The organism is Rhodococcus ruber (assembly GCF_016804345.1).
Taxonomy (GTDB): Bacteria; Actinomycetota; Actinomycetes; order Mycobacteriales; family Mycobacteriaceae; genus Rhodococcus; species Rhodococcus ruber.
Map to the genome: position 1 here is coordinate 2,707,433 of NZ_CP044211.1, position 25,865 is coordinate 2,733,297.

Genomic DNA, 25,865 nt, shown 5'->3' on the forward strand with positions numbered 1-25,865 from the left:
GGTCCGATCCGTCAGCCCCGGACGCGCCGCAGCGCCTTCAGGCAGGTCGTTCCCAGTACGGACGGGTCGGCGCCGATCTCGGCGAGGGTGACGGTGCCCAGCGCGGCCCGCGTCAGGTGGGCACACCATTCCTGCGCGACCGCGAGGGGATGGACCGCGTCGTCCACGGCGGCGGCGATGCCGACCGGCACCTCCACGGCCTGCAGCTCGTGCAGGTCCAGGGCCCAGTATCGGGATGCCTCGTCGAGCGCCGCCGGCAGGCCCGGCCACTGCGACCGCCAGGAGCGGGCCAGTTCCGTCCCGAGCCACGCGGGGCTGGACGCCACCATCGCGGCGGTCACCGCAGCCAGCCCGTGGGTACGTAGCTCCCCGGCGGTCCATCGGGCGCTCGCCGCCGCCGGTGCGGCGTCCGGTGAGCCCGTCCACGCCGGCAGCGCAGCCAGCACGCCGACGGTGCGTCCGGGATTCTCGGCCGCCCATCGCAGTGCGACCGCGGCCCCGAGCGATACGCCGCCCACCAGCACCGGCCCCTCGGCCGCGGCCCGGTCGAGGGCATCGACGTAGCTGCCGACCACGCGTGCCGGATCCGGGTCGACCGCGACGGTGCGTACTCCGGTGGCGGCGAGCGGACCCGCGAACGCACGCTCGGCGAAGTGCGCGTCGGAGCCTGTTCCGGGCAGGATCACGGCGACGACAGCCCTGGTCGCGTGGCGTTCGGGGGAGCTGTTCACGGAGGGCATGCCCCGATCCTGCCGGACCCGTCGGCGCAGGTGGGAACCGGAGTGGTTGCCCTGTCCCGATAGGTCTACAGTGGCCCTCAGGAAAGCCCCATGCGCGGCCCGCGACCCGTGCCGCGCCCGTTCCAGGAGCACGCTATGGCAACCGCCGCAGCCGGTTACTTCCGCCGACTCACCCGTCGGCTCACGGAAGATCTCGAACAGCTCGACGCCGAGGAGATCGCCGAAACCGCCCAGGCGACCGGGGCCCGCCGCGCTTGCGACTGTGCGCGCGGGGAGGAAGTGACCATGTTCGGCCGCCTCCGCAGTGTCGAGGCGTGCCCGAAGGCCGCCAGCGCCGCCGTCGAGGCGGAACTGTTCGACGGCACCGAAGCCGTCAAGCTCGTGTGGATCGGACGTCGCCGCATCCCGGGCATCGAGCCGGGCAAGACGCTGCTCGTGCGCGGCCGCGTCGGCGAACGCGACGGCGCGAAGGTCCTCTACAACCCGTATTACGAACTGCGCGAGCGGGCCTGACCCGGTCGTCGCCCCGCGCCCGTACCCGGCGCCACCCGCCCCTGAGCTGAGCTGTGGCACCCTCGTAGGAGTGAGCGAGAAGCAGCAGACGGTTCTGGAACAACTCGGTGGACTCAGCGGGTTGGTCTCGTCGACCGTGCCCGTGCTGGTGTTCGTTCCGGTCAACAGCATCTGGGGTCTGACCGCCGCGATCTGGGCCGCCCTCGCCGCGGCCACCGCCGTGCTCGTGTGGCGGCTCGTCCAGCGCACTCCCGTCCAACCCGCCGTCTCAGGGTTCCTCGGTGTGGGTGTGTGCGCGTTCATCGCCTATCGCACCGGCGACGCCAAGGGATACTTCCTCTTCGGCATCTACACCAGTCTGCTGTACGCCGCCGGCTTCGTCCTGTCCGTCCTGGTGCGGCGACCCCTGGTCGGCGTGATCTGGGGCATGCTCAACGGGCAGGGATCGTCCTGGCGGCGGCACCGTGTCGCCGTGCGCGCCTACGACATCGCGACGGCGGCGTGGGCGCTCGTGTTCGCGGCCCGCTACCTCGTGCAACACGAGCTGTACGACGCCGACCGGACCGGCTGGCTCGCCGTGGCCCGCATCGGCATGGGATGGCCGCTGACTGCGGTGGCGTTGCTGGTCACGTTGTGGGCCGTGCGCCGCGCTGATCGGGTCGTCGAACCGGCGCCCGAGACGGTCGACGAGCCGATCGAGACCGGGCCGGGCCGGGCCGCCGACGGCCCCGACCAGGACGTCCGCTGATCCGCTAGAGCCCGAGCGCTCCCCGCAGTTCCTGTTCCACCTCGTCCGCGGCGACGAACAGCAGTTCGTCGCCGCCTTCGAGCGGGTCGTCGGGCTGCGGGACGATGACGCGGCCCCCGCGCAGGATCGTCACCAGGGCCGCGTCCCGGGGCAGTTGCAGTTTGCGCACCGGTTTCCCGGCCAGCGCGGTGGTGTCCGGCAGGGTGATCTCGACCAGGTTCGCGCCCTTGCGCAGTGTCATCAGCCGGACCAGATCGCCGACCGAGACGGCCTCCTCGACCAGCGACGCCAGCATGCGCGGCGTGGAGACGGCGACGTCGACCCCCCACGACTCGTCGAACAGCCACTCGTTGCGCGGGTCGTTGACGCGCGCGACGACCCGCGCGACCCCGAACTCGGTGGTGGCAAGCAGGCTCAGCACCAGGTTCGCCTTGTCGTCGCCGGTCGCGGCGATCACCACGTCGTACTGCTCGAGTTGTGCGGCCTCGAGCAGGCTCAGCTCGCAGGCGTCGGCGTGCACCCACTTGGCATCGGGCACGGAGTCGGGCTCGACGTGCTCGAGCTTGCGCTCGAGCAGCATGACGTCGTGGTGGTTGCGGATCAGTTCGCGCGCGATGGAGCGCCCGACGGCTCCCGCCCCCGCAATGGCCACCTTCATCGGCGATCCTCTCGGTGATGTCCGGGTCGTGTGTTCGGCTGCGCCTGCTGGCACCGGACGGTCAGTCGTCGGCCGCGGGGGGCTGTTCGGCGAGGGCGATCGCCTCGGCGACGGTGCCCGAGACGGCCGCGATGTAGACCTGGTCGTCGGCCTGCAGCACCGTCTTCCGGTCGGGTAGGACCCCGGTGCCGAAGCGGATGACGAACGCGACCCGCGAATGGGTCGCCGCCTCGAAGTCGGTGACGTTGCGGCCGATCCAGTCCTCGTGCACCGAGACCTCGGCGACGGCGACGGTGCCCGTCGGATCCCGCCACTTGGCGGTCTGGCTCTCGTGGGTGAGGTTGTGCAGGAACCGGTCGGTCGTCCACGGCACCGTGGCGACGGTCGGGATCCCGAGGCGCTCGTACACCGCGGCGCGCTTGGCATCGTAGATGCGGGCGACGACGCGCTCGACACCGAAGGTCTCCCGGGCCACCCGGGCCGAGATGATGTTCGAATTGTCTCCGGACGAGACCGCGGCGAACGCGTCGGCCCGCTCGATGCCGGACCGCACCAGCACGTCCCGATCGAAGCCCATCCCCACGATCGTGTGTCCCGGGAAGTCCGGGCCGAGCCGAAGGAACGCGCTCGGGTCGCGATCGATGACGGCCACCTCGTTGCCCAGCCGGACGAGCGCCGCAGCCAGGGAGGAACCCACCCGGCCGCAACCCATGACCACCACGTACACCGTTCGCTCCGATTCTCTTGCTTGCCGTGTCGCCCGGTCGCGACGCGCAGAACCGAACCGTACCGCTCGCGCAGGACCGGTGTGCAGTGCCCGGCGAAGGTGCCCCGGCAGCGGTGCATTTCGGACACGACCCCGGGCGCCCGGCGGGTGGCCGGCGGGACGGCTTAGGCTTTGCGAGTGTCCAAGCTCTCGACCGCCACGAAGCGGTTGTTGTTGGGTAGGCCGTTTCGCAGCGACACGCTCGGTCACACGTTGCTGCCCAAGCGAATCGCCCTGCCGGTGTTCGCATCCGACGCGCTGTCGTCGGTGGCGTACGCCCCGGAGGAGATCTTCCTCGTCCTGTCGGTCGCGGGTCTGTCGGCGTATGTGTTCACCCCGTGGATCGGCGTCGCGGTGGCGCTCGTCCTCGCGGTCGTCGTCGCGAGCTACCGGCAGAACGTGCACGCCTATCCGTCGGGGGGCGGAGACTACGAGGTGGCGACCAAGAATCTGGGCCCGACCGCCGGCCTGACCGTCGGCAGCGCCCTGATGGTCGACTACGTGCTCACCGTCGCCGTCTCGATCTCCTCGGCTGCGGCGAACATCGGCTCGGCGGTCCCGTTCGTGGCGCAGCACAAGGTGCTCTTCGCGGTCGCCGCGATCGTCGTGCTGACCGCGATCAATCTGCGTGGCCTCCGCGAGGCCGGCACGGCCTTCGCGATTCCCACCTACGCCTTCATGATCGGCATGCTCGTGATGTTGGGCTGGGGGCTGGTGCGCATCTTCGTGTTCGGCGAGGACGTCCGGGCCGAGTCGGCCGGCTTCGAGTTGGTCGCCGAGCAGTCCGGTCTGACGGCGATCGCGTTCGTGTTCCTCATCGCCCGCGCGTTCTCGTCCGGGTGTGCGGCCCTGACCGGGGTCGAGGCCATCAGCAACGGGGTGCCCGCGTTCCGCAAGCCGAAGTCCCGGAACGCTGCCACGACCCTGCTCATGCTCGGTGGGATCGCGATCGTGCTGCTTCTCGGCATGATCCTGCTCGCGAACAAGGTGGGTGTGGTCATCGCCGAGCATCCCGAGACCCAGCTGCGCGGCGCGCCGGACGACTACCAGCAGAAGACGCTCGTCGCACAGTTGGCGCACGCGGTGTTCGAGGGCTTCCCGCTCGGCTTCGTGCTGATCACCGTCGTGACGGCGCTGATCCTGGTGCTGGCCGCCAACACGGCGTTCAACGGCTTCCCGGTGCTGGCCTCGGTGTTGGCGCAGGACCGCTACCTGCCCCGGCAGCTGCACACCCGCGGCGACCGGCTGGCCTTCAGCAACGGCATCCTGTTCCTCTCGGGCGTGGCCATCGTGTTCGTGTGGGCCTTCGACGCGGAGGTCACGAAGCTGATCCAGCTCTACATCGTCGGTGTGTTCGTCTCGTTCACCCTCAGTCAGACCGGCATGATCCGGCACTGGACGAGGCATCTGGCGTCCGAGACCGATCCCGAGCAGCGCAGACGCATGCAGCGGTCGCGGATCGTCAACACGATCGGCCTGGCCATGACCGCGTCCGTGCTGGTGATCGTGCTGGTGACGAAGTTCGCGGCGGGCGCGTGGATCGCGATCGTGGCGATGGTCGCGATCTTCGGCGTGATGAAGGCCATCCACCGTCACTACGACAGCGTGGCCGAGGAACTGGAGAACACCGAATGGGACGGGGTGTTGCCCAGTCGCACCCATTCGATCGTGCTGGTGTCCAAGCTGCACATGCCGACCCTGCGAGCGCTGGCGTACGCGCGGGCGACCCGTCCGGACACACTCGAAGCGGTCACGGTCAACGTCGACGACGCCGACACGCGGATGCTGGTGCGCGAATGGGAACGCAGCGACATCACCGTCCCGCTCAAGGTCGTCGAGTCGCCGTACCGGGAGATCACCCGTCCCGTCCTCGAATACGTCCGGCGGGTGCGGCGGGATTCACCGCGCGACGTGGTGACCGTGTTCATCCCGGAGTACGTCGTCGGTCACTGGTGGGAGCAGATCCTGCACAACCAGAGCGCGCTGCGGCTGAAGAGCCGGCTGTTGTTCCAGCCCGGTGTCATGGTCACCAGCGTCCCGTGGCAGCTGAGTTCGTCCGCCCACGCCCGCGCGGAACGTCTGGATTCCGCGCCGGGATCGGTGCGGCGGGGATTCGAGGAGGAACGATGAGTGTCGACTGGTCCGGACGCCGGCTCGAGGTGACACTGGGCAACCCGGCGCACGGGGGGTTCTGCGTCGCGCGGCACGAGGGCCGGGTCGTGTTCGTCCGGCACGGCCTACCCGGCGAGCGGGTCGTCGCGTCGGTGACGGAGGACCGAGGCGGCTCGTTCTGCCGCGCCGACGCCGTGCACATTCTCGAGGCCTCGCCGGACCGGAGGGAGCGGGTGTGCCCGATCGCCGGGCCCGGCGGATCGGGATGCTGCGACCTGTCCCACGCGACGGTGCCGGCCCAGCGGGCCTTCGGGGCCGCGGTGGTCGCGGAGCAGTTGCGCCGTCTCGGCGGGGTCGAGCGGGACGTGCTCGTCGAGGAGTTGCCGGGTGGTGCGCTCGACGGCACCCGGTGGCGCACCCGGGTGCGCCTGGCGGTCGACGCCGCGGGCCGAGCGGGGTACCGGCGCTACCGCAGCCACGAGATCGAGACCGACCTGGCCTGCCCGCAGATCGAGGCCCGGGCCTACGAGGGGCTGGCGGAACGGGTGTGGCGACCTGGTTCCGAGGTCCAGGTGGTCCTCGATGCGGACGGGACGCGGCACGTGATCGAGATCGCACCGCCGCCCGTGTCCCGCACGGGCCGTCGCAGCCCGGGGCGGCGGGGAGCGGCAGCCCGCCGCGCGGCGGCCGGTGCGCCCCGCGCCGAGAAGGTGGTCGAAGGCTCGGGGCGGGCGGTCGAGCGCGTCGGCGGCCGCGAATGGCACGTGGCGGCAACCGGCTTCTGGCAGGCGCATCGCGGGGCAGCGCAGGCCTATTCGGACACCGTGGGGGAGTGGGCAGCGGTGTCGCCGGGCGCGACGGCGTGGGATCTCTACGGCGGGGTGGGGGTGTTCGCCGCCGTCCTGGCCGATCAGGTCGGCACCGGCGGCCGGGTCGAGGCGGTGGAACTGTCCCGCCGGGCGGCGCAGGACGGGGCCGAGGCACTCTCGGATCTCGGACAGGTGCGGTTCCATGCGGGCCGGGTGGAGCAGTTGCTCCCGGAGCTTCCCGCCCCGCAGGTCGTGGTGCTCGACCCGCCCCGGGCCGGCGCCGGGCGGGATGTGGTGGCGGCCGTCGCGGCGGCGGGGCCGGAGCGCGTCGTGCACGTCGGATGCGATCCGGCGGCCTTCGGCCGCGATGTCGGCCTGTACCGGGACCACGGCTTCGAGCTTGCCGACCTGCGCGTCTACGCGGCGTTCCCCTCGACGCACCACGTGGAGTGTCTGGCCTTGTTCACCCGCTGATGTTCACCCGCTGATGTTCACCCGCTGATCGGGGCTGCCCTCGTCGTAGGGTCCCGCGCCTTCGTGGTTGCTTGCAACACGCAACTAAATGTATAGTTGCGTGTTGCAAGCAATTAATATCGATTCGGAGGCGATCCGTGGCCGTCCAGCCCGACACCGCGCACGCGCTCGTCGACGCGATCTTCCTGTTCGGTCGCACGCTGCGCACGGCCCTGGCCAACTCGACGGGCGACGAGCTGCCCAACGCCCTGACCGGAGTTCTGTTCGTCCTGTGGCGGATGGGGGAGTGCCGTCCCAGCGAACTCGCCGCGGAACTGTGTATGAGCCAGTCCGCGTTGAGCCGGCAGCTGGGCGAACTCGTCGAACGGGGAATGGTGGACCGTCACCGCGACCCCGACGACCGGCGGGCCCACCGCGTCAGCGTGTCGGAGACCGGGCACAGAGCCCTGCGCGAGATCCGCGACCGTCGCGCCTCCCGATTGCACGAGCTGCTCGGCGGCTGGGACCAGGCGCAAGCCGAATCCGCCCTCGGCGCGCTCGCGCACCTGAACGACACCCTTTCCGTCCACGACACCACCGGAAGGAACTGCCTGTGAGCGCCGCAGCTGTCAGTCCCCCCTCCTCGATGAGCGCCCCGGGCGCCGCCGAAACCACCATGACGCACCGCGAGATCCTCGAGGCTCTCGCGGGGCTGCTCGCCGCCCTCTTCACGGCGCTGCTGAGCAGCACCATCGTGGCGGTTGCGCTCCCCACGATCATCGCGGACCTGAACGGATCCCAGACCCAGTTCGCGTGGATCATCACCACCGCCCTGCTCGCCAACGCGGCCTCGACGCCGATCTGGGGCAAGCTCGCGGACCTGTTCAACAAGAAGCTGCTGGTCCAGACGGCGATCCTCATCTTCGTGGCAGGCTCGATCGTTGCCGGCCTCGCCACCAACGTGCCCGTCCTGCTCGCCGCCCGCGTGATCCAGGGCATCGGGATGGGCGGCCTCACCGCGCTCGTCGTCGCGGTCATCGGCAGCATCATCCCGCCCCGCGAACGCGGCCGGTACTCCGGTTACATGGGCGCGGTGATGGCCGTGTCCATGTCGGGCGGGCCGATCCTCGGCGGCGTCATCGTCGACAGCCCGCTCGGCTGGCGCTGGTGCTTCTTCATCTCCATCCCGATCGCCGTCGCCGCCATGGCGCTGCTGCAGCGCACCCTGCACATCGTGACCGAACGCAAGCAGGACGTGAGCATCGACTGGCTCGGCGCCACGCTGCTGACGGCCGGTGTCAGCGTCCTGCTGATCTGGGTGTCCTTCGCGGGCAAGGCCGGCTACTACGGGTGGCTGTCGTGGGAGACCCTCGCGTACGTCGGCGTCGGTGTCGGACTGCTCGCCGCCACCGTCGTCGTCGAGTCCAAGGTCGCCGACCCGATCATCCCGCTGAAGATCGTCACCGAGCGCACCACCGCACTCGCGATCATCGCGTCGGTCGCCGTCGGCGTCGGGATGTTCGGCGCCACCGCCTTCCTCGGCCAGTACTTCCAGACGGCCCGCGGCTACAGCCCGACGGCCGCCGGCCTGCTCACCATCCCCATGGTGTTCGGCTCGCTCGTGGCCTCGGTGGTCTCCGGTCAGCTCATCACGCGCTTCGGCCGGTGGAAGCCGTTCCTGGTGCTCGGCGCGGTCCTGCAGGTGGTCGGCTTCGGTCTGCTCGGCTTCCTCGACCACGCCACCCCGATGTGGCTGATCGGTGTGTACATCGCGATCGTCGGCCTCGGCACGGGCATGCTCATGCAGAACCTCGTGCTCGCCGTGCAGAACACCGTCAGTGTCCGCAACATCGGAGCCGCGAGCAGCTCGGTCGCGTTCTTCCGCACCTTCGGCGGAGCGATCGGGGTGTCCGTGCTCGGATCGATCCTCGCCACCCGGGTGACCACGCTGTCCGCAGACGGCTTCGCCGCCCTCGGCATCGACACCGGCTCGGCCGGCGGTGGCGGCAACCTCGACCTCGCGGCCCTGCCCGAGCCGGTCGCGGAGATCATCCGTCACGCCTACGGCGACGCCACCGGGTTGCTGTTCCTCGTCGCCGCGATCATCGCGCTGGTCACCGTCGCCGCGGTCGTGTTCATCCCGAACCGTCCCCTGCGGAAGACCATCGATATCGTCACCGAGGAGCAGCCCGCCGCGGCGGGGCGCTGATCAGGACCGGCGGTTGTACAACCACATCGTCGCCGGGCCGAACAGCACCACCAGCGCCGCGCACCACCCGAACACCATCGCGAGGTGCGCGGCGTCCGGCGTACCCGCCGTCAGGTCCCGGACGGCTGTGACGAGGCGGCTGATGGGATTGACCGTCACGAAGCCCTGCAGCCAGCTCGGCATCGTCGCGGGATCGACGAACACGTTCGACGCGAAGGTGAGCGGGAACAGGATGGTCATCGACACACCCATGACCGCCTGCTCGGTGCGCAGCAGCATCGCCAGCATCGTCCACACCCACGAGAGACTGAACGCGAACAGCAGCACGAGCGCCACCGCCGCGGCCGCGCCGACCGGACCGCCCGCCGGCCGGAACCCGAGCACGATCCCGAGCGTCAGCACGATCACCGACGCCAGCGTGTAACGGGCGAGATCGCCGAACAAGGCGCCGACGAGCGGTGCGGGCCGCCACACCGGCATGGACCGGAACCGGTCGAACACCCCCTTCTCGATGTCGCGGTTGAGCGTCATGCCCGTGTACATCGTGATGGTGCACACCGTCTGGACCAGGATCCCGGGGATGAGGAACTGCACGTACGCATCGGTCGATCCGGCCAGCGCACCGCCGAACAGGAACGTGAACAGCAGCGTGAACATCAGCGGGAACACGGTCACGTCGAACAGCTGCTCGGGAACGTGCTTGATCCGCAGCAGCGCCCGCCACCCGAACGACAGCGACGCGGCGAACGCGGACGCCGGAGTCGGGGGCGGTCCGGCGACGTGCAGGACGTCCACGACGGCGGCGGGCGTGCCTGCCCGTCGGTCGGCGGTCGAGGTCACGATGCGATCTCCTCGTCTTCGTCGGGAACTTCCGTGGGATGGCCGGTGAGGGCGAGGAAGACCTCGTCGAGGCTCGGCTGCCCGAGGGCGAACGTCGTGACCCCGATGTCCGCGGTGTCGAGGGCGGTCAGAGCCGCCGCCGCGGCCCGTGGATCGTCCACCCGCGCGGTCAGCGCCGCCGGGTCGGAGCCGGCCGTCACCGCCATCCCCAGCGCCGCGCCCAGCACGGCCGCCGCATCGTCCCGGCGCGCAGGATCGACCACCCGCACGTGCAGCGAACCGGACCCGACGGACGCCTTGAGTTCGCCCGGGGTGCCCTCGGCGATCACCCGGCCCCGGTCGATGACCGCGACCCGATCGGCGAGCTGGTCCGCCTCGTCGAGGTACTGCGTCGTCAGCAGCACCGTCGTCCCGGCGGACACCAGGGCTCGCACGATCTCCCACACCTGGTTCCGGCTCCGCGGGTCGAGTCCCGTCGTCGGCTCGTCCAGGAAGATCAGTTCGGGTGCGACGATGAGGCTCGCGGCGATGTCGAGACGCCGCCGCATACCTCCGGAGTACAGCTTCACCTGACGGCCCGCGGCCGCTTCCAGGTCGAACGCGGCCAGCAGCTGTCCGGCCCGGGACCGGGCACCCGCCCTGGAGAATCCCAGCAGCCGCGCGAGCAGCACCAGGTTCTCGGAACCGGTCAGATCCTCGTCGAGCGAGGCGAACTGACCGGTGAGCGAGACCCGGCGGCGAACCCGCTCGGGTTCGAGGCGCACGTCGTGCCCGAGGACGGTCGCGGTGCCGCCGTCCGGTGCAAGCAGTGTCGCGAGCATCCGGATCGTGGTCGTCTTCCCGGCGCCGTTCGGGCCGAGCACGCCGTAGACGCCGCCGGCGGGCACGGCGAGGTCGATGCCGTCCACGGCGGTGTCCGCGCCGAAACGTTTGATCAAGCCCGAGGTCTCGATGGCCAGTGCAGGGGGCATGGCTCCAGCCTTGCCCACGGTGCCGGGCGCGGCAATCGGTTTTGTCGGATTCGACCGGCCCGCCGTGGCCGCGGGTGGTGCCCACCCCCGGCGACGAGGGATCCCGCAACCGGCCCCGTCGGAAGGGTGTGCAGCATCACAGCACCGGCATAATGAGGTGAGGGACACGGTGTGAGACGGACCGGCGGCGCGACGTGACGAGTCGGCCACCCCCGACGCTCCGTAGACTGGGTGGAACCGCCCGCGCGGAAACGTGCGGGACCGAGCCGGAGGGAGCAATACCAGTTGGGTGTCCTGTCCCGCATCGAGTCGCCCGAGGACCTGCGCCGGCTCAGCCAACCCGAGATCCGGGAACTCGCCGAGGAGATCCGGCGGTTCCTGGTGGAGAAGGTGGCGGCGACCGGGGGACACCTCGGCCCCAACCTCGGCGTCGTCGAACTGACCATCGCACTGCACCGGGTGTTCGACTCACCCCACGACCCGATCATCTTCGACACCGGCCATCAGGCCTACGTCCACAAGATCCTGACCGGCCGCAAGGACGGCTTCGACACGCTGCGCAAGCAGGGCGGCCTGTCGGGATATCCCTGTCGCGCCGAAAGCGAGCACGACTGGATCGAGTCCTCGCACGCCTCGGCGGCCCTGTCCTACGCCGACGGCCTCGCCAAGGCCTACGAGCTGTCGGACCAGCAGGACCGGACCGTGGTCGCCGTGGTCGGCGACGGCGCGCTCACCGGCGGAATGTGCTGGGAGGCGCTGAACAACATCGCAGCCGGACGGGACCGCCCGCTCGTGATCGTCGTCAACGACAACGGCCGCTCCTACGCGCCCACGATCGGGGGACTCGCCGAGCACCTCGCGGCGCTGCGGCTGCAACCCGGCTACGAGCGGGTCCTCGACAACGGCCGCCGCTTCGTGAAGCGGCTGCCGTGGATCGGGGCGGCCGCGTACTCCGTGCTGCACGGGATGAAGGTCGGTATCAAGGACGCGGTCAGCCCGCAGGTGCTGTTCACCGATCTCGGCCTGAAGTACCTCGGGCCGGTCGACGGGCACGACGAGGCCGCGCTCGAGGCGGCCTTCCGGCGGGCCAAGTCGTTCGGCGGGCCGGTGATCGTGCACGCCGTCACCCGCAAGGGCGCCGGGTACGCACCGGCCGAGAACCACGTCGCCGATCAGATGCACGCCACCGGTGTCATCGACCCGGTCACCGGCCGCGCCACGGCGGCAGCGTCGGCACCGGACTGGACGTCGGTGTTCTCCGACGAACTGCTCGTGCAGGGCGGCCGCCGCCAGGACGTCGTGGCGATCACCGCCGCGATGCCGGGACCCACGGGCCTGTCGGCCTTCGGCGAACGCTACCCCGACCGGATGTTCGACGTCGGCATCGCCGAACAGCACGCCGTCACCTCCGCCGCGGGCCTCGCGCTCGGCGGGATGCACCCCGTGGTCGCGGTGTACTCGACGTTCCTCAACCGTGCCTTCGACCAGCTGCTGATGGACGTGGCGCTGCTGAAACTCCCCGTGACCGTCGTGCTCGACCGGGCGGGCATCACCGGCGCCGACGGCGCCAGTCACAACGGCATGTGGGACTTCTCCCTGCTCGGTGTGATCCCGGGGATCCGGGTGGCGTCGCCACGCGACGGCGCAACCCTGCGCGAGGAGTTCGGCGAGGCGCTCGCCGTCGCGGACGGCCCGACCGTACTCCGGTTCCCGAAGGGGGCGGTCGGTCCCGACATTCCCGCGGTCGAGCGCATCGACGGCACCGTCGACGTGCTGCGGATGCCGTCCGGGCGCCGCGGTGACGTGCTGATCGTCGCGGTCGGAGCGTTCGCCGGCCTGGCCCTCGACGCGGCGGAGCGACTCGAGCAGCACGGCCTCACCGCCGCCGTCGTCGACCCGCGCTGGGTGCTGCCCGTGCCGGCGGCCCTCGCCCGACTGGCGCGGGACTTCCGGCTCGTCGTCACCGTGGAGGACGGCGGCATGCACGGCGGCGTCGGTTCGGCGGTCTCGTCGGCACTGCGCTCGTCCGGCGTGGACGTTCCCACGCGCGAACTCGGTGTGCCGCAACGGTTCCTGGATCACGCATCGCGGGAGCAGATCCACCGCGAGCTGGGTCTGACCGCGCAGGACGTCGCACGTCAGGTCACCGGTTGGGTGGTCGGGCTCGGCGCCGCCCAGAAGACAGAGCCGGCCGTGGACGGATCGGCCGGCGAGGAGTCCGCGGGCGACGTCGTCGTCCGCCGGGACCCCGGCCGCTGAGTGCTGCTGTCGGCGGGCCGACCGCACCTGCGGTCGGCCCGCCGATCGTTCAGCCGGCTTCCTCGAGCGTCCGTCCGCGGGTTTCGGGCACGAACTTGATCACCACCAGCAGCGACAGCGCGGCCATCGCCGCGTAGCCGGCGTAGGTGAACGACAGGTTCCAGTCGGCCAGCGCGGGGAATGTCGCAGACACGAGGAAGTTGGCGATCCAGTTGGACGCGGTCGCGATGCCGACGGCGACGGCGCGCACCCGGTTCGGGAACATCTCGCTGATGAGGACCCATACGACCGGCCCCCACGACAGGGCGAAGAAGAACACGAAGGCGTTGGCCGCGAGCAGGGCGATCATCCCGTAGGTGTCGGACAGCGTAGCGACCTTCTCCCCGTCCTCGTCGACGACGAACGTCGCCGAGTGGAAGCACACCGCCGCGGTGCCCAGCGAGAGCGCCATGCCCACCGAACCGACCAGCAGCAGCGGCTTGCGTCCGATCTTGTCGATCACGGCGATGGCCACGAAGGTGCCGACGATGTTGACCAGCGCGCTGACGACGCTGATGAGCAGGGACCGATCCTCACCGAACCCGACTGCCTGCCACAGCGTCGACGAGTAGTAGAAGATCACGTTGATGCCGACGAACTGCTGCAGCGCGGCCAGGGCGATACCGACGTAGACGAGTGTGGCGACGCCGAAGCGCCGGGTGAACACGTCCCGCACGCCGGGCCGCGCCGCCTCGAGATGCAGGGTCTCGCGGATGGTGGCGATGCGCTCGGCGACCGCCACCTGGTCGCCGCCCTCGACCGCCGAGACGATCCGCCGCGCCGCGTCCTCCCGGCCGATCCGCACGAGGAACCGCGGCGACTCCGGGATGGGGAAGGTCAGCAGCAGATACAAGCCGGCGGGAACGACCTCCAGCGCCAGCATCCACTGCCAGGCCTGGATGCCGAGCAGGTTCTCGCCGGCCCCACCCGCGGCCGCGGCCAGCGCATAGTTGACGAGCTGGGAAATCGCGATACCCAGGACGATGGCGAGCTGGTACATCGAGCCGAGGCGGCCGCGCACCGCGGCCGGCGAGATCTCGGCGATGTAGGCCGGCGCGATGACGGAGGCGAAGCCGACGCCGACACCGCCGACGGTGCGCCAGAACGTCAGGTCGTAGATGCTGAAGGGGAACGCCGACCCGAGGGCGCTGATCATGAACAGGATCGCGGCGATCTGCATGACCCGGATCCGGCCCAGCCGGTCGGCGACGCTGCCCGCGATCCACGCGCCCAGCGCCGCGCCGACCAGGGTCAGCGACACCGACAATCCGATCGCGCCGGCACCGACCTCGTAGCGCTCACGGATGGCTCCGACGGCGCCGTTGATGACGGCGGTGTCGTACCCGAACAGGAATCCGCCGAGTGCGGCCGCGGCGGCGAACAGCACCGCCCGGGTCACCGTGTGCTGCTGTTCGAGCCTCGAATGGGGGAGGTGGGAACTGTCGGTCACAGGCTGGACGGTACGCCTGACGGTGCACCGAGGGGGCCGCTTCGGCGGGCACCGTGGCCGGGGCGATATGCACCGAGGGCGGCCCGCGGTCCGCAGCGGAGTGCGCGGACCGCGGGCCGCCCCGACGAGCAACCGGACGTCAGACGCTCGCCACTCCCGGTGCGAGGAAGCGTGCGCCGTTGACGGCCTCCGAGGTGCCGGTGCGATCCAGGTACGGCGTGATGCCCCCGTTCCAGAATCCGAAGCCGCCACCGAGGATCAGGCACAGGTCGATGTCTTCGGGGGCGGCGACGACGCCCTCCTCGAGCATGATCCGGATCTCCTCCGCGAACGCGCGGCGGGTCCGCTCGAGCACCTCCTCGGCGGTGGAGGGCCTGTCGCCCTGCGGCCAGAGCGCGGCGACGTCCGGGTCGACGACCTGCTTGCCGTCGACGTACGTCCACACGCCGGGCTTGCGGGCCTCGACGAGTGCCTCGAGGCCCGGGGAGGAGACGAAGCGCTCGGGGTAGGCGGCCTGCAGGGTCTCGCCGGTGTGCAGCGCGACGGCCGGGCCGACGAGCGCGAGCAGGGTGAACGGGCTCATGGGCATGCCGAGCGCGCCGACGGCGTTGTCCGCCACCTCGAACGGGGTGCCCTCGTCCACGGCGGTCATGACCTCGCCGAGGGTGCGGGTGACGAGGCGGTTGAACACGAATCCCGGCTTGTCCGCGCACAGTACGGCCGACTTCTTCAGTGCCCTGGCGGTGGCGAAGGCCGTGGCCAGGGTCGCGTCGTCCGTCTGCGCGCCCTTGATGATCTCGAGCAACGGGAGCACGGCGACGGGGTTGAAGAAGTGGAAGCCGACTACGCGCTCGGGGTGCTTCAGATCCGCAGCCATCTCCGTGATCGACAGCGACGAGGTGTTGGTCGCGAGAATCGTCTCGGGCGAGAGATGCTGCTCGAGATCGGCGAACACCTGCTTCTTGACGTCCATGTTCTCGAACACGGCCTCGATGACGAAGTCGGTGTCCGCGAACGCGGCCTTGTCCAGCGAGCCGGACACCAGCGCCTTGAGGCGGTTCGCCGCGTCGGGCGAGAGCCGGCCCTTGCCCTGCAGCTTGTCGATCTCGGTATGGACGTAGCCGACGCCCTTGTCGATGCGCTCCTGGTCGATGTCGGTGAGGATCACCGGCACCTTCAGCTGCCGGACGAACAGCAGCGCCAGCTGGCTGGCCATCAGGCCCGCGCCGACGATGCCGACGCCGGTGACCTTGCGGGCCAGTGACTTGTCCGGGGCCCCCGCGGGACGTTTGGCGCGCTTGTTGACCAGGTCGAACGCGTACAGTCCGGCTCGCAGTTCGTCGGACATGAGCAGGTCCGCCAGCGCCTCGTCCTCGGCGGCGAAGCCGGCCGACAGCGACTGCGGGTCACCGATGTCGGTGTTGCGGGCGAGATCGAGCAGCTCGATCGCCCGGGCGGGGGCGGGCGCGAAGCCGCGAGTCTTCGCCGCGACGAGCGCCTTCGCCCGCTCGAGGGCGCTGTCCCAGCCTGCGCCGCGGTCGATCTCGGGGCGGGCGGGGGTGATCTGCCCTGCGAGTACCTTCGCGGCCCAGGCCAAGGACTGCTCGAGGAAATCCGCCGATCCGAACACCGCGTCGGCGAGGCCGATCTGCTCGGCCTGCTTCGCACGGATCACTTTGCCGTTGTCGAGCGGGTTCTGGAGGATCAGGGTGACGGCCGCGTCGGGTCCGATCAGATTCGGCAGCAGCTGCGTGCCGCCCCAGCCGGGAACCAGGCCGAGCATGGTCTCGGGCAGACCGAGCGCGGGCACGTTGTCGGCGTAGGTGCGGTAGTGGCAGTGCAGCCCGACCTCGAGGCCGCCGCCGAGCGCGAGCCCGTTGACGAACGCGAAGGTCGGGACGGCCGACTCGCGCAGCCGCCGGAAGACCCGGTGGCCGAGCCGGCCGAGTTCGATGCCCTGCTCGCGGGTGGTGATCGCGGGCACGCCCTTGAGATCGGCACCCGCGGCAAAGATGAACGGCTTGCCGGTGACGGCGACGGCGGCAGGATCGGCGGCGAACGCCTCGTCGAGCGCGGCGTCGAATGCGGCGAGGCCGGCAGGGCCGAACGAGTTCGGCTTGGTGTGGTCGAACCCGTTGTCCAGCGTGATCAGCGCGACGGGACCGTCGATGCCGGGCACCCGGAGGATCTTGGTGTAGGCGTTCGTGACGACCTCGTCGGCGAACAGGGACGAAAGCTCGCTCATGACTACTTGTCTCCCTCGAAGTTGGGGTTCTCCCAGATCACGGTGCCGCCCATGCCGAGGCCGATGCACATCGTGGTCAGGCCGTAACGCACCTCGGGGTGCTGCGCGAACTGCCGGGAGAGCTGGGTCATCAGACGCACGCCGGACGAGGCGAGCGGGTGGCCGCAGGCGATGGCACCGCCCCACTGGTTGACTCGCGGGTCGTCGTCGTCGATGCCGAAGTGCTCGAGGAAGGCGAGGACCTGCACGGCGAAGGCTTCGTTGATCTCGAACAGACCGATGTCGTCGATGGTCAGACCGGTGCGGGCCAGGACCTTCTCGGTCGCCGGCACCGGGCCGATGCCCATCACGGCCGGATCGACACCCTGGAAGGCGAACCCGACCATGCGCATCCCGATCTGCAGGCCGAGTTCGCGGGCGGTGTCCTCGCCGGCGAGGATGCAGGCCGTCGCGCCGTCGTTGAGGCCGGCGGCATTGCCGGCGGTGATGCGGCCGGCGGGACGGAACGGGGTCTTGAGCGTCGCGAGATCCTCGAGCGTGGTGCCCGGACGCGGCGGCTCGTCCTCGGTGGCCAGGCCCCATCCGCTCGCGGACCGCGTCGCGACGGGTACGAGGGTGTCGGCGAGGTGGCCGGCCTTCTTCGCGGCGTCGTACTTGTTCTGGCTGGCGACGGCGTAGGCGTCGGTACGGGCCTTGGTGATGCCGGGGAAGCGGTCGTGCAGGTTCTCCGCGGTGTTGCCCATCACCAGGGCGCTGGGATCGACGAGCTTGTCGGCGAGGAAGCGGGGATTCGGATCGGCGCCCTCGCCCATCGGGTGGCGGCCCATGTGCTCGACGCCGCCGGCGACGACGACGTCGTACTGGCCGAAGCCGATCCCGGAGGCGGTGGTGGTGACCGCGGTCATCGCGCCCGCGCACATCCGGTCGATCGCGAAGCCCGGCACGGTCTCGGGCAGGCCGGCGAGGATCGCGGAGGTGCGGCCGATGGTCAGGCCCTGATCGCCGGTCTGGGTGGTTGCGGCGACGGCGACCTCGTCGATGCGCGCGGGGTCGAGCTGAGGGTTGCGGCGCAGCAGTTCCCTGATGGTCTTGACGACGAGGTCGTCGGCGCGGGTCTCCGCGTAGATGCCCTTCGGGCCCGCCTTCCCGAACGGGGTGCGTACGCCGTCGACGAAGACGACAGTGCGTTGAGTTGTGGTGGTTGACGCCACGCGTATTCCTCCCGATGGAGCGATGCTCGCCGCCGTGGGCGAGGCCAGGGTTCCGGGAACATCCGGCGACGGGAGCCCGGACGCCGGCGTGTTACCGACCGGTAACTTACCACCCGTGTCCGGGGTGGCGGGAGGGGTGCGCCGCGGGCTGCCGTTCCGGCGGCGCGGCCGACGGCCGTGGACGGTCGTGACCGGCGATCCTGCCCGTGGCAGTTCTCGTCGCCGGCTTCGGACGGCTGCAGCACCGGCGCGAGCGCGCTCGGGGGCACCGGCGAGCGCGCGCTCGGGCACGAGGCGGACGGTGACGATCGCGGCGCGCCGAGCTCGACCGTCGCGAAGGAGGGGATCCGGGGGGTCAGTCCGCGGACAGCGCCTTCGCCAGCCGCGGCACCGTCAGTTCCCGCTGCCAGGGCCGTGCCCCGTCGGCGGCGAACCGTTCCTCGATGTACGCGACCACGTCCGCATCCGCCGGCACCTGCCACTCCCAGCACAGCCGGCGCACCATTTCGGGGCCGACCAGATTCTCCACCGGCACCTGCACCTGCTCGCTCAGCTCGGCGAGCGCGGACCGGGCCGCGGTGAGCCGCGCCGCGGCTTCGGGGTCGTGCCGGGCCCAGCGGTTGGCCGGCGGCGGGCCGGTGAACGGCTGCGTGACGGGGGGCAGGTCCGATTTCGGCAGTGCCCGGGCCCGCTCGATCGCGCCCAGCCATATCCGCGACGACCGGCGCTGACGGGGGCCTCCGAACACCGGCAGGGCGCGCAGTTCCTCGACCGTGCGGGGCGCGGCCTCCGCGGCGGCGACGATCGCCGAGTCCGGCAGTACCCGTCCGGGTGCGATATCGCGCCGCGCCGCGAGTTCGTCTCGCGCAGTCCACAACTCGCGCACGATCGCGAGCCGCCGCGAATCCTTGAGGGTGTGGATCCGGGAGGTGCGGCGCCAGCGGTCGGGTTTGGGGGCGGGGGGCCCGGCGCGACGGATGTGCTCGAACTCCTGCGCGGCCCACTCCGACTTGCCCTGCCGCTCGAGCTCGTCCGCCATCGCGTCCCGGAGCTCGACGAGGATCTCGACATCGAGTGCCGCGTAGTTCAGCCAGGCGTCGGGAAGCGGCCGGGTGGACCAGTCCGCAGCCCCGTGCCCCTTGCGCAGTTCGAAACCGAGGGTGCGTTCGACGATGGCGGCCAGCCCCACTCGATCGAAGCCGGCCAGCCGTCCGGCCAGCTCGGTGTCGTAGAGCACCGCAGGTCGCAGCCCCAGCTCGTCGAGGCCGGGCAGGTCCTGGTCGGCGGAGTGCAGCACCCACTCGAGATCGTTGATCGCCGAGGCGAGCGGGGCGAGCGCCCCGGCCGTCGGGATCGGGTCGAGCAGTACCGTGCCGGCGCCGGCCCGTCGCAGTTGCACCAGGTAGGCCCGCGCGGAGTACCGGAAACCCGAGGCGCGTTCCGCGTCGACGGCGAGTGGTCCCCGGCCCGCGGCGAGTGCTTCCGCGGCCGCGGCCACTCCGGCAGCCGTGGTGACGACCTCGGGGACCCCGTCCCGCGGGGTCAGCAACGGGACCGCTGCCCGCGCGGGCTCGTGCTCGTTGGCTACCGACATGCTTCGTGACTCTATCCGGGTGGCGGAAACGGGGGCGTCGACCCGGTCAACCGCGCGGTCCCCACGTCGATTCCCGGCGTGACGAAAGGCACAGGGCGGATCATCGGCTCGTTTCGAGTTCCTCGAGCGCCGCGGGGAAACCGTCGACGAGCGACCAGAGGTCGGGAACCAGTTCGGGGCACGCGAGTACGCCCACATCGAGCGCGCCGTCCAGCGACATCACGGTGACGTTGAGTCCGACACCGTGGAAGATCGGCCCCAGCGGATACATGCCCCGGATCCGTGCGCCGAGAAAGTACAGGGGCGCGGCGGGACCCGGCACGTTCGACACCACCAGGTTGTGCACGACGGGGTGGCGTTCCGCCAGCCGCAGCGACGCGTACATGCGCATCGCGGTGCCGAACACCGCCGGTGCCATGAACTGCGTCCAGTCCTGCAGCAGGCTCGCACCCAGTGCCGAATTGTGTTCTTTGGCGCACGCGTTCGCATCGGCGATCGCGTGCAGTCGCTCGATCGGATCCGTGATGTGGGTGTGCAGGCTCGCGAACATCGGCGAGACCTGATTGCGCCCGGGCCGGTCCGACGTGCCGCGCACCGACACCGGGACCATGCCGATCAGTGGGGAGTCGGGAAGTTCGTCGCGCTCGGTGAGGTAGCGGCGCAGCGCCCCGGCGCACACCGCCATGACGACGTCGTTGACCTTCACGCCGTGCGCGTCCTTCACCGCCTTGACCCGGTCCAGGTCGAATTGCGTGAACCCGACACTGCGGTGACCGGTGATGGTGCCGTTGAAGGACGTGCGCGGAGCGGTGAACGGCGCCGGCATGGCCTCGCCCCTGCGGGCCCGGCTGATCCACCGGGGCAGCAGTTCCACGGTCTTGGGCAGCGCCCGCACCAGACCCAAGGGGCGGGTGGCGACGTTGAACAGGCCGCCGAGGGCGATCTCGAGCGCCGACCCCCCGCCGGCACCGTCGGCGACCGGATCGGGCCGCGGTGCATCGGGTTCGAGACTGCACAGCTGTGCCACGAGTTCGGCGCCGGTGACGCCGTCCGCGCCCGCGTGGTGGATCTTCGTCATGACGGCGACCGACCCGTCCTCGAGACCCTCGATCACGGTCATTTCCCACAGGGGCCGGGAGCGGTCGAGCGGCTGCGCAGCGATGTGCCCGCACAGTTCCGCGAGTTCCTCCCGGCGCCCGGGCGCCGGGACCGCGACCCGGTGCAGGTGCCGGTCGAGGTCGAAGTCCGGATCGTCCACCCACACCGGATGGTCGAGATTGAACGGGCTGTCGGCGATCTTCTGCCGGAACAACGGCACGGCCGGAAGGCGGACGGCGAGTCCGGCGCGGAGCGTCTCGAAGCGGTATCCGTCCGGAATCGTGGTCGGGTCGAGGACGATCAGTCCGCACACGTGCAGCAGCTGCGTCGGCGTCTCGAGGTACAGGAATCCGGCGTCGAGGCCGCTGAGTCGATGCATGCCCTCATGGTAGAACGAGTTCTAGAATCTGCACGGGAACGATCGCTCCACGTGCGCGAACCCACCCCGGCCGGCGTTCTCCGGGTGTCCGCAGCCGCGGCGGCAGTCAGCCCGGCGTGGCGAGCGGGGCCGGCGGCGTGCCGGGAAGCCGGTCGGCCAGCTCCGCGAGCGCGGCCGGGAAACCGCCGGCCAGCTGCCACAGGTCCGGTAGCAGGTCCGGGCACGACTGCAGACCGAAGTGCAGGCCGCCGTCGAGCGACAGGACGGTGATGTTCAGGCCTGCGCCGTGGTAGATCGGCCCGAACGGGTAGAGCGCGGTGATCCGCGCGCCCAGGTAGTACAGCGTGTCCTTCGGCCCGGGGATATCGGAGACGACGAGGTTGTTGAGCACGGGGAGCACGTCGGGCAGTCGCAGCGCCGAATACAGCCGCAGCACCGCACCGAACGCCGCTCCCGGGGTCACCTGGCCCCAGCTGCCGAGCAGATCCGGGTCGAACGTGGCCTGATGCGCCTTCGCCGCGGTCTGGTCCGCCGCCACGGCATGCAGCCGCACCACCGGGTCGGCGATCTCGGTGTGCAGCCGCCCCATCAGTACCGAGATCTGGTTGCCGGCGTCGCCCCGGGCGCGTCCGTGCACCGAGACCGGGACGGCCGCCAACAGGGGAGAGGCCGGCAGCTCACGGCGGGCGGCGAGATACCGGCGCAGAACCGAGGAACACAGCGCGAGCACGACGTCGTTGACGGTGACGCCGAACGCCCGCTTGACCGCCTTCACGGCCGTGAAATCCAGCGTCACGAATGCGACGTTGCGGCGGCCGGTCACGCGGCGGTTGAACGACGTCCGCGGGGCCGTGAGCGGAACCGCCATCGCCTCGCCCCGCCGGGCCCGGCCCACCCAACCGGGCACCAGCGCCGCGCTGGACCGTACCGCCCGGGCCAGGTGCAGCGGACGCGCGGCGAGATCGGCGATGCCGCCCGCGGCGACGCTCAGGCGGTTGCCCCCGCCGACGCCGGGCGACTCGGGTTGCGGGGGCGGCGCCCCCGGTTCGAGGTCACACAACTGCGCCAGCAGGGTCGCTCCGGCGAGGCCGTCCACCACGGCGTGGTGGATGCGTGTCAGCACCGCGACCGAGCCGTCGGCCAGCCCCTCGAACACCGCGGTCTCCCACAGTGGCCCGGACCGGTCGAACCGCTGCGCGAAGCGCTGCCCGCAGAGCACCGCCAGTTCGGCGGCGGTACCCGGCGGTGGCACGGTGAACCGGCGCAAATGCCGGCCGACGTCGAAACCCGGGTCGTCCACCCACGCGGGGTGGCCGGGATTGAACCGGGAATCGACCACTCGCCGGCGCAGCAGCGGCACTGCCGCGACCCGCGCCGCCAGGTCGGATCCCAGCCGTTCGAAGGAGTAGCCCCCCGGCACGGTGGAGACGTCGAGCAGGGCGAGGCCACCGATCTGTACCGGCTGCCCGGGTGTGTCGGTGTAGAGAAGCGCGGCGTCGAGCCCGCTGAGCCGCCGCATGCCTCGATCATAGGACCGCGACGTGCCCCGTACACCCGTTCCGGCCCGTCGGGAACCCGGGCGCCGGCGGCGACGATTCCGTGCCGACGATTCCGTGCCGACGATTCAGGGCTGAAGCTGCGTCACGCCCGCCGGGGGCAGGCCCGCCGCGTACGCGAGCACCTCGCAGAACGCCTCCACGTGCGGGCCGAGTTCACCGGACTGCGCGGTCCACGAGGCCCGCAGCTCGAGCTGATGCGCTCGGGCCGGGCCGGCGATGTCACCGAAGCGCACCGAACTCGTCGACGTCACGGTGCCGCCGAGCGCCGTCAGCGGCTCGCCGTGCGCGTCGAGGGCATCGACCAGCCAGCTCCAGGCCACCTCCGGAAGCAGGGGATCGGCAGCCAGCGAGGCGTCCACGTCCGCCTGGATGTAGGCGACGAGCCGCATGGTGCCGTTCCAGGCCTCGTCGCCGTCCGGATCGTGCAGCAGGATCAGCCTGCCGAACGCGTCGCCCTCCGACTGCTCGGGCACCAGATCGGTGTCCGGATGAAGCACCTCCGCGCCCAGCGCGTAGCTGTACGGAGCCAGCCGCTGCGGCGGCCGGATCGGACCCACCTCGATCTCCGGCCGCACGGTGGCCGCGTTCATCGAGTCGATGGCCGCGCGGAACTGAGCCGGCTCGGCGGGCGAGGTGGTCACGACAGCGGACGTTAGACCGGGTGACCGGGGCCACGCGGGAGGCGCGCCGATTCCGGCGGGGTGGCCGGGCGTGGCAGCATGGGCGGCGACCTGTGCCCCTGGACGAACGAGGATCGATGACCGGCCTGGAGAACACGAACGTCGGCTCCACCCCGCGGGTGGAGTACCCGACGCGGCGCCAGCTCCCGCAGGCGCCCCTGCTCGCCGCTGCGCGGGGACTCGAGCCGGCACACCGGCCCGTGTGGTTCATGAGGCAGGCCGGTCGCTCGCTTCCCGAGTATCGGGAGATCCGGGCGAACATCGGCATGCTCGAGTCCTGCTTCGATCCCGAGCTGGTGTGCGAGATCACCCTGCAGCCGGTGCGCCGCCATCGAGTCGATGCCGCGATCCTGTTCTCGGACATCGTTGTTCCGCTCAAAGCCGCGGGAATCGACCTCGACATCGTAGCCGGGACCGGACCGGTGATCGCCGACCCCGTGCGCACCGCGGCGGACGTCGCGAAGCTGCCGGTCCTCGAGCACGACGAGGTCGGTGCCGTCGCACGGGCGGTCGGGCTGCTCACCCGCGAGCTCGGCGACGTTCCGCTCATCGGTTTCGCCGGGGCGCCGTTCACCCTCGCCTCCTACCTCGTCGAGGGTGGTCCCAGCCGCAACCACGAGGGCACCAAGGCGCTCATGCACGCCGATCCGCGCACGTGGCACGCCCTGCTGGGGCGGCTCGCCGACATCACGATCGCGTTCCTGCAGGCCCAGCTGCACGCCGGCGTCGACGCGATCCAGCTGTTCGACTCGTGGGCGGGCGCGCTGTCGCTGGCCGACTACCGCGAGTTCGTGCTGCCCCATTCGGAACGGGTGTTCGCCGAGGTCGAGTCCGCGGGCGTGCCGCGCATCCACTTCGGCGTCGGCACCGGCGAGCTGCTCGGCGCGATGGGCGAGGCCGGCGCCGACGTGGTCGGCGTGGACTGGCGGGTACCGCTGGACGTCGCCGCCACCCGGGTGGGGGCCGGAAAGGCATTGCAAGGCAACCTCGATCCCGCAATCCTGTTCGCCGGACCCGACGTGGTCCAGGCCGAGGTGCGGCGCATCGTCGCCGAGGGGGACCGCGCGCGTGCCGCGGGCGCCACCGGGCACATCTTCAACCTCGGGCACGGCGTCCTCCCGGACACCGACCCGGACGTCCTCACCGCGGTCGTCGACCTGGTGCACTCGTTGTGAGCGGTGCACCGAGCGTCGCCGTCGTCGGGGGCGGGATCACCGGTCTCGTCGCGGCGTACCGGCTGCGTCGCCTGCTCGGCGCGCACGCCCGGATCGTCCTGCTCGAGGGCGCCGAGCGGCTCGGCGGAAAGCTGCACACCGTGCCGCTCGCCGGCGATCCGGTCGACGTCGGGGCGGAAGCGTTCATCGCTCGCCGCCCCGAGGTCCCGGCGCTGCTCGAGGAGCTGGGCCTGAGCGACCGGATCGTCCACCCGTCCGGGGCCCGGCCGCTGATCTACGCCGGCGCCGCGCTGCACCCGCTGCCCGCCGGCACCCTGATGGGGATCCCCGCCGACGCCGGGTCGCTCACCGGACTCGTCGACACCGAGACCCTTGCGCGAATCGCGGCCGAGCCCACCGTCCCGCTGCGCTGGGACCGCACCCGCGACGTCTCGGTGGCCGACCTGGTGGCCGACCGGTTCGGTGAACAGGTGGTGCGCCGCTCCGTCGACCCCCTCCTCGGCGGCGTCTACTCCGGACTCTCCGACACCGCAGGCGTGCGGGCCACCCTGCCGACCCTGGCCGCGGCCCTCGACGCGGGGGCCCCGAGCCTGAGCGAGGCGGTCGCCCGAGCCCTGCCGGAGCCTTCGGACACGCCCGTGTTCGGCACCCTGCGCGACGGCTACGGCACGCTGCTCGGCGCGCTCGAGAAGGCCGCCGGCGCCGAGGTCCGGCACGTCACCGCGGTCGGTCTGCGCCGCAGCGGCGACCGCTGGGACCTCGACCCGATCGGATCCGTGGACGGCGTCGTCCTTGCGGTGCCCGCCGACCGCGCCGCCGAACTGCTCACCGACGCCGTCCCGGCGGCAGCCGCCCAGGCGGCCCGGATCCCGCTCGCATCGTCGGCGGTGGTCGCGCTGGCACTGCCGGACGGTGCCGCACTGCCGCAGAACTCGGGGATCCTCGTGGCCACCGGCGAGGATCTGTCCGCCAAGGCGTTCACCCTGTCGAGCCGCAAGTGGCCCCACCTGGCCGGGCGCGACGTCGCGCTGGCCCGCGCATCGTTCGGCCGCTACGGCGAGGCCGCGATCGTCGACGCACTCGACGACGAGCTGATCGCCCGCGCGCGCATCGACCTCGCCACCGTCACCGGTGTCACCGACGAGCCCGTGGCCGCGTTCGTCCAGCGCTGGCACGGGGGCCTGCCGCAGTACCGGGCCGGGCACCTCGACATCGTCGCGGCGCTCGAGGACGCGGTCGCCGCCGTCGACGGCCTCGAGGTCGCCGGCGCGATGCTCCACGGCGTGGGTGTGCCGGCATGTGTCGCATCAGGCACGACGGCCGCGACGCGCCTGGCAACCCGAGTGGCAGGATGAGC

The 25,865-nt window shown here is 71.2% G+C and carries 21 protein-coding genes; 9 read left to right on the forward strand and 12 right to left on the reverse strand.

All coding sequences use genetic code 11. The annotated features are described in order from the left end of the window. Positions 1 to 11 precede the first annotated feature (11 nt). On the reverse strand, positions 12 to 740 hold the full coding sequence (locus F1734_RS12685; RefSeq protein ID WP_119699737.1) for an alpha/beta fold hydrolase: 729 nt from the start codon (positions 738 to 740) through the stop codon (positions 12 to 14). A 135-nt stretch (positions 741 to 875) separates the two neighbouring features. Here F1734_RS12685 and F1734_RS12690 point away from each other — a divergent pair, with 135 nt between their 5' ends. Together F1734_RS12690 and F1734_RS12695 are read left to right on the forward strand one after the other, a co-directional pair. Continuing rightward, positions 876 to 1,253 carry an OB-fold nucleic acid binding domain-containing protein gene (locus F1734_RS12690; RefSeq protein ID WP_003935573.1) on the forward strand — a complete coding sequence of 126 codons (378 nt, stop codon included), beginning with the start codon at positions 876 to 878 and terminating at the stop codon, positions 1,251 to 1,253. A 70-nt stretch (positions 1,254 to 1,323) separates the two neighbouring features. Then, entirely contained in the window at positions 1,324 to 2,001 is a 678-nt protein-coding gene (locus F1734_RS12695; protein ID WP_017682083.1) for a DUF3159 domain-containing protein, read from the forward strand. A 4-nt stretch (positions 2,002 to 2,005) separates the two neighbouring features. On the opposite strand, the gene F1734_RS12700 is transcribed toward F1734_RS12695, so the two are convergent. After that, positions 2,006 to 2,659 (reverse strand): potassium channel family protein, encoded by a 654-nt coding sequence (locus F1734_RS12700; RefSeq protein ID WP_010592585.1) that lies wholly within the window; start codon positions 2,657 to 2,659, stop codon positions 2,006 to 2,008. A gap of 61 nt (positions 2,660 to 2,720) precedes the next feature. Then, the gene (locus tag F1734_RS12705; protein WP_017682082.1) at positions 2,721 to 3,386 is read right to left on the reverse strand and encodes a potassium channel family protein; all 666 of its coding nucleotides are present in this window, start codon (positions 3,384 to 3,386) and stop codon (positions 2,721 to 2,723) included. Positions 3,387 to 3,563: 177 nt separating this feature from the next. Between F1734_RS12705 and F1734_RS12710 the strand changes: the two genes are divergently transcribed. The 4 genes from F1734_RS12710 (at position 3,564) to F1734_RS12725 (ending at position 9,008) form a co-directional block, all read left to right on the forward strand. Further along, positions 3,564 to 5,555, forward strand: a complete 1,992-nt coding sequence (locus tag F1734_RS12710) for an APC family permease (RefSeq protein WP_010592582.1) — start codon at positions 3,564 to 3,566, stop codon at positions 5,553 to 5,555. Continuing rightward, positions 5,552 to 6,820, forward strand: a complete 1,269-nt coding sequence (locus F1734_RS12715; RefSeq protein WP_048772839.1) for a class I SAM-dependent RNA methyltransferase — start codon at positions 5,552 to 5,554, stop codon at positions 6,818 to 6,820. The genes F1734_RS12710 and F1734_RS12715 overlap by 4 nt, the downstream gene beginning before the upstream one ends. 137 nt (positions 6,821 to 6,957) lie before the next feature. Beyond that, on the forward strand, positions 6,958 to 7,416 hold the full coding sequence (locus F1734_RS12720) for a MarR family winged helix-turn-helix transcriptional regulator (RefSeq protein ID WP_010592579.1): 459 nt from the start codon (positions 6,958 to 6,960) through the stop codon (positions 7,414 to 7,416). A 59-nt stretch (positions 7,417 to 7,475) separates the two neighbouring features. Then, complete coding sequence (locus F1734_RS12725) at positions 7,476 to 9,008, forward strand: MDR family MFS transporter (RefSeq protein ID WP_010592578.1); 1,533 nt, start codon at positions 7,476 to 7,478, stop codon at positions 9,006 to 9,008. Here the strand turns inward: F1734_RS12725 and F1734_RS12730 are convergent, their stop codons facing one another. Further along, on the reverse strand, positions 9,009 to 9,848 hold the full coding sequence (locus F1734_RS12730) for an ABC transporter permease (protein ID WP_017681363.1): 840 nt from the start codon (positions 9,846 to 9,848) through the stop codon (positions 9,009 to 9,011). Further along, on the reverse strand, positions 9,845 to 10,819 hold the full coding sequence (locus F1734_RS12735) for a daunorubicin resistance protein DrrA family ABC transporter ATP-binding protein (protein ID WP_010592576.1): 975 nt from the start codon (positions 10,817 to 10,819) through the stop codon (positions 9,845 to 9,847). Before F1734_RS12735 ends, F1734_RS12730 begins: the two co-directional genes overlap by 4 nt. Positions 10,820 to 11,104: 285 nt before the next feature. Between F1734_RS12735 and dxs the strand changes: the two genes are divergently transcribed. Further along, the gene (gene dxs / locus F1734_RS12740) at positions 11,105 to 13,078 is read left to right on the forward strand and encodes a 1-deoxy-D-xylulose-5-phosphate synthase (protein WP_017681362.1); all 1,974 of its coding nucleotides are present in this window, start codon (positions 11,105 to 11,107) and stop codon (positions 13,076 to 13,078) included. A gap of 49 nt (positions 13,079 to 13,127) precedes the next feature. On the opposite strand, the gene F1734_RS12745 is transcribed toward dxs, so the two are convergent. The 7 genes from F1734_RS12745 to F1734_RS12775 form a co-directional block, all read right to left on the reverse strand. Further along, positions 13,128 to 14,567: a sugar porter family MFS transporter gene (locus F1734_RS12745; protein WP_010592574.1), complete on the reverse strand. Its 1,440-nt coding sequence runs from the start codon at positions 14,565 to 14,567 to the stop codon at positions 13,128 to 13,130. Positions 14,568 to 14,706: 139 nt separating this feature from the next. After that, positions 14,707 to 16,812, reverse strand: coding sequence for a 3-hydroxyacyl-CoA dehydrogenase NAD-binding domain-containing protein (locus tag F1734_RS12750; RefSeq protein ID WP_064066486.1), 2,106 nt, complete (start codon positions 16,810 to 16,812; stop codon positions 14,707 to 14,709). Positions 16,813 to 16,814: 2 nt separating this feature from the next. After that, a complete protein-coding gene (locus F1734_RS12755; RefSeq protein WP_010592572.1) occupies positions 16,815 to 18,023 on the reverse strand; it encodes a thiolase family protein in 1,209 nt (402 codons plus the stop codon). A gap of 355 nt (positions 18,024 to 18,378) precedes the next feature. Continuing rightward, positions 18,379 to 19,617, reverse strand: coding sequence for an HRDC domain-containing protein (locus F1734_RS12760; RefSeq protein ID WP_010592571.1), 1,239 nt, complete (start codon positions 19,615 to 19,617; stop codon positions 18,379 to 18,381). Positions 19,618 to 19,717: 100 nt separating this feature from the next. Continuing rightward, positions 19,718 to 21,094: a WS/DGAT/MGAT family O-acyltransferase gene (locus F1734_RS12765; RefSeq protein WP_010592570.1), complete on the reverse strand. Its 1,377-nt coding sequence runs from the start codon at positions 21,092 to 21,094 to the stop codon at positions 19,718 to 19,720. A 106-nt stretch (positions 21,095 to 21,200) separates the two neighbouring features. Next, entirely contained in the window at positions 21,201 to 22,613 is a 1,413-nt protein-coding gene (locus F1734_RS12770; RefSeq protein WP_010592569.1) for a WS/DGAT/MGAT family O-acyltransferase, read from the reverse strand. A 105-nt stretch (positions 22,614 to 22,718) separates the two neighbouring features. Next, complete coding sequence (locus F1734_RS12775) at positions 22,719 to 23,294, reverse strand: DUF3000 domain-containing protein (protein ID WP_017681358.1); 576 nt, start codon at positions 23,292 to 23,294, stop codon at positions 22,719 to 22,721. Positions 23,295 to 23,410: 116 nt separating this feature from the next. On the opposite strand from F1734_RS12775, the gene hemE reads away from it, so the two are divergent. After that, on the forward strand, positions 23,411 to 24,508 hold the full coding sequence (gene hemE, locus F1734_RS12780) for a uroporphyrinogen decarboxylase (protein WP_203011755.1): 1,098 nt from the start codon (positions 23,411 to 23,413) through the stop codon (positions 24,506 to 24,508). Next, the gene (locus F1734_RS12785; protein ID WP_203011756.1) at positions 24,505 to 25,863 is read left to right on the forward strand and encodes a protoporphyrinogen oxidase; all 1,359 of its coding nucleotides are present in this window, start codon (positions 24,505 to 24,507) and stop codon (positions 25,861 to 25,863) included. The genes hemE and F1734_RS12785 overlap by 4 nt, the downstream gene beginning before the upstream one ends. Positions 25,864 to 25,865: the final 2 nt, after the last annotated feature.

What these genes read in the sequence shown, in the direction of transcription:
- F1734_RS12735 (WP_010592576.1), bottom strand. Translation starts at nt 10,819, where the DNA reads ATGCCCCCTGCACTGGCCATCGAGACCTCGGGCTTGATCAAACGTTTC.
- F1734_RS12770 (WP_010592569.1), bottom strand. Translation starts at nt 22,613, where the DNA reads ATGCGGCGGCTCAGCGGGCTCGACGCCGCGCTTCTCTACACCGACACA.
- F1734_RS12700 (WP_010592585.1), bottom strand. Translation starts at nt 2,659, where the DNA reads ATGAAGGTGGCCATTGCGGGGGCGGGAGCCGTCGGGCGCTCCATCGCG.
- F1734_RS12760 (WP_010592571.1), bottom strand. Translation starts at nt 19,617, where the DNA reads ATGTCGGTAGCCAACGAGCACGAGCCCGCGCGGGCAGCGGTCCCGTTG.
- hemE (WP_203011755.1), top strand. Translation starts at nt 23,411, where the DNA reads ATGACCGGCCTGGAGAACACGAACGTCGGCTCCACCCCGCGGGTGGAG.
- F1734_RS12765 (WP_010592570.1), bottom strand. Translation starts at nt 21,094, where the DNA reads ATGCATCGACTCAGCGGCCTCGACGCCGGATTCCTGTACCTCGAGACG.
- F1734_RS12750 (WP_064066486.1), bottom strand. Translation starts at nt 16,812, where the DNA reads ATGAGCGAGCTTTCGTCCCTGTTCGCCGACGAGGTCGTCACGAACGCC.
- F1734_RS12715 (WP_048772839.1), top strand. Translation starts at nt 5,552, where the DNA reads ATGAGTGTCGACTGGTCCGGACGCCGGCTCGAGGTGACACTGGGCAAC.
- F1734_RS12725 (WP_010592578.1), top strand. Translation starts at nt 7,476, where the DNA reads ATGACGCACCGCGAGATCCTCGAGGCTCTCGCGGGGCTGCTCGCCGCC.
- F1734_RS12690 (WP_003935573.1), top strand. Translation starts at nt 876, where the DNA reads ATGGCAACCGCCGCAGCCGGTTACTTCCGCCGACTCACCCGTCGGCTC.
- F1734_RS12685 (WP_119699737.1), bottom strand. Translation starts at nt 740, where the DNA reads ATGCCCTCCGTGAACAGCTCCCCCGAACGCCACGCGACCAGGGCTGTC.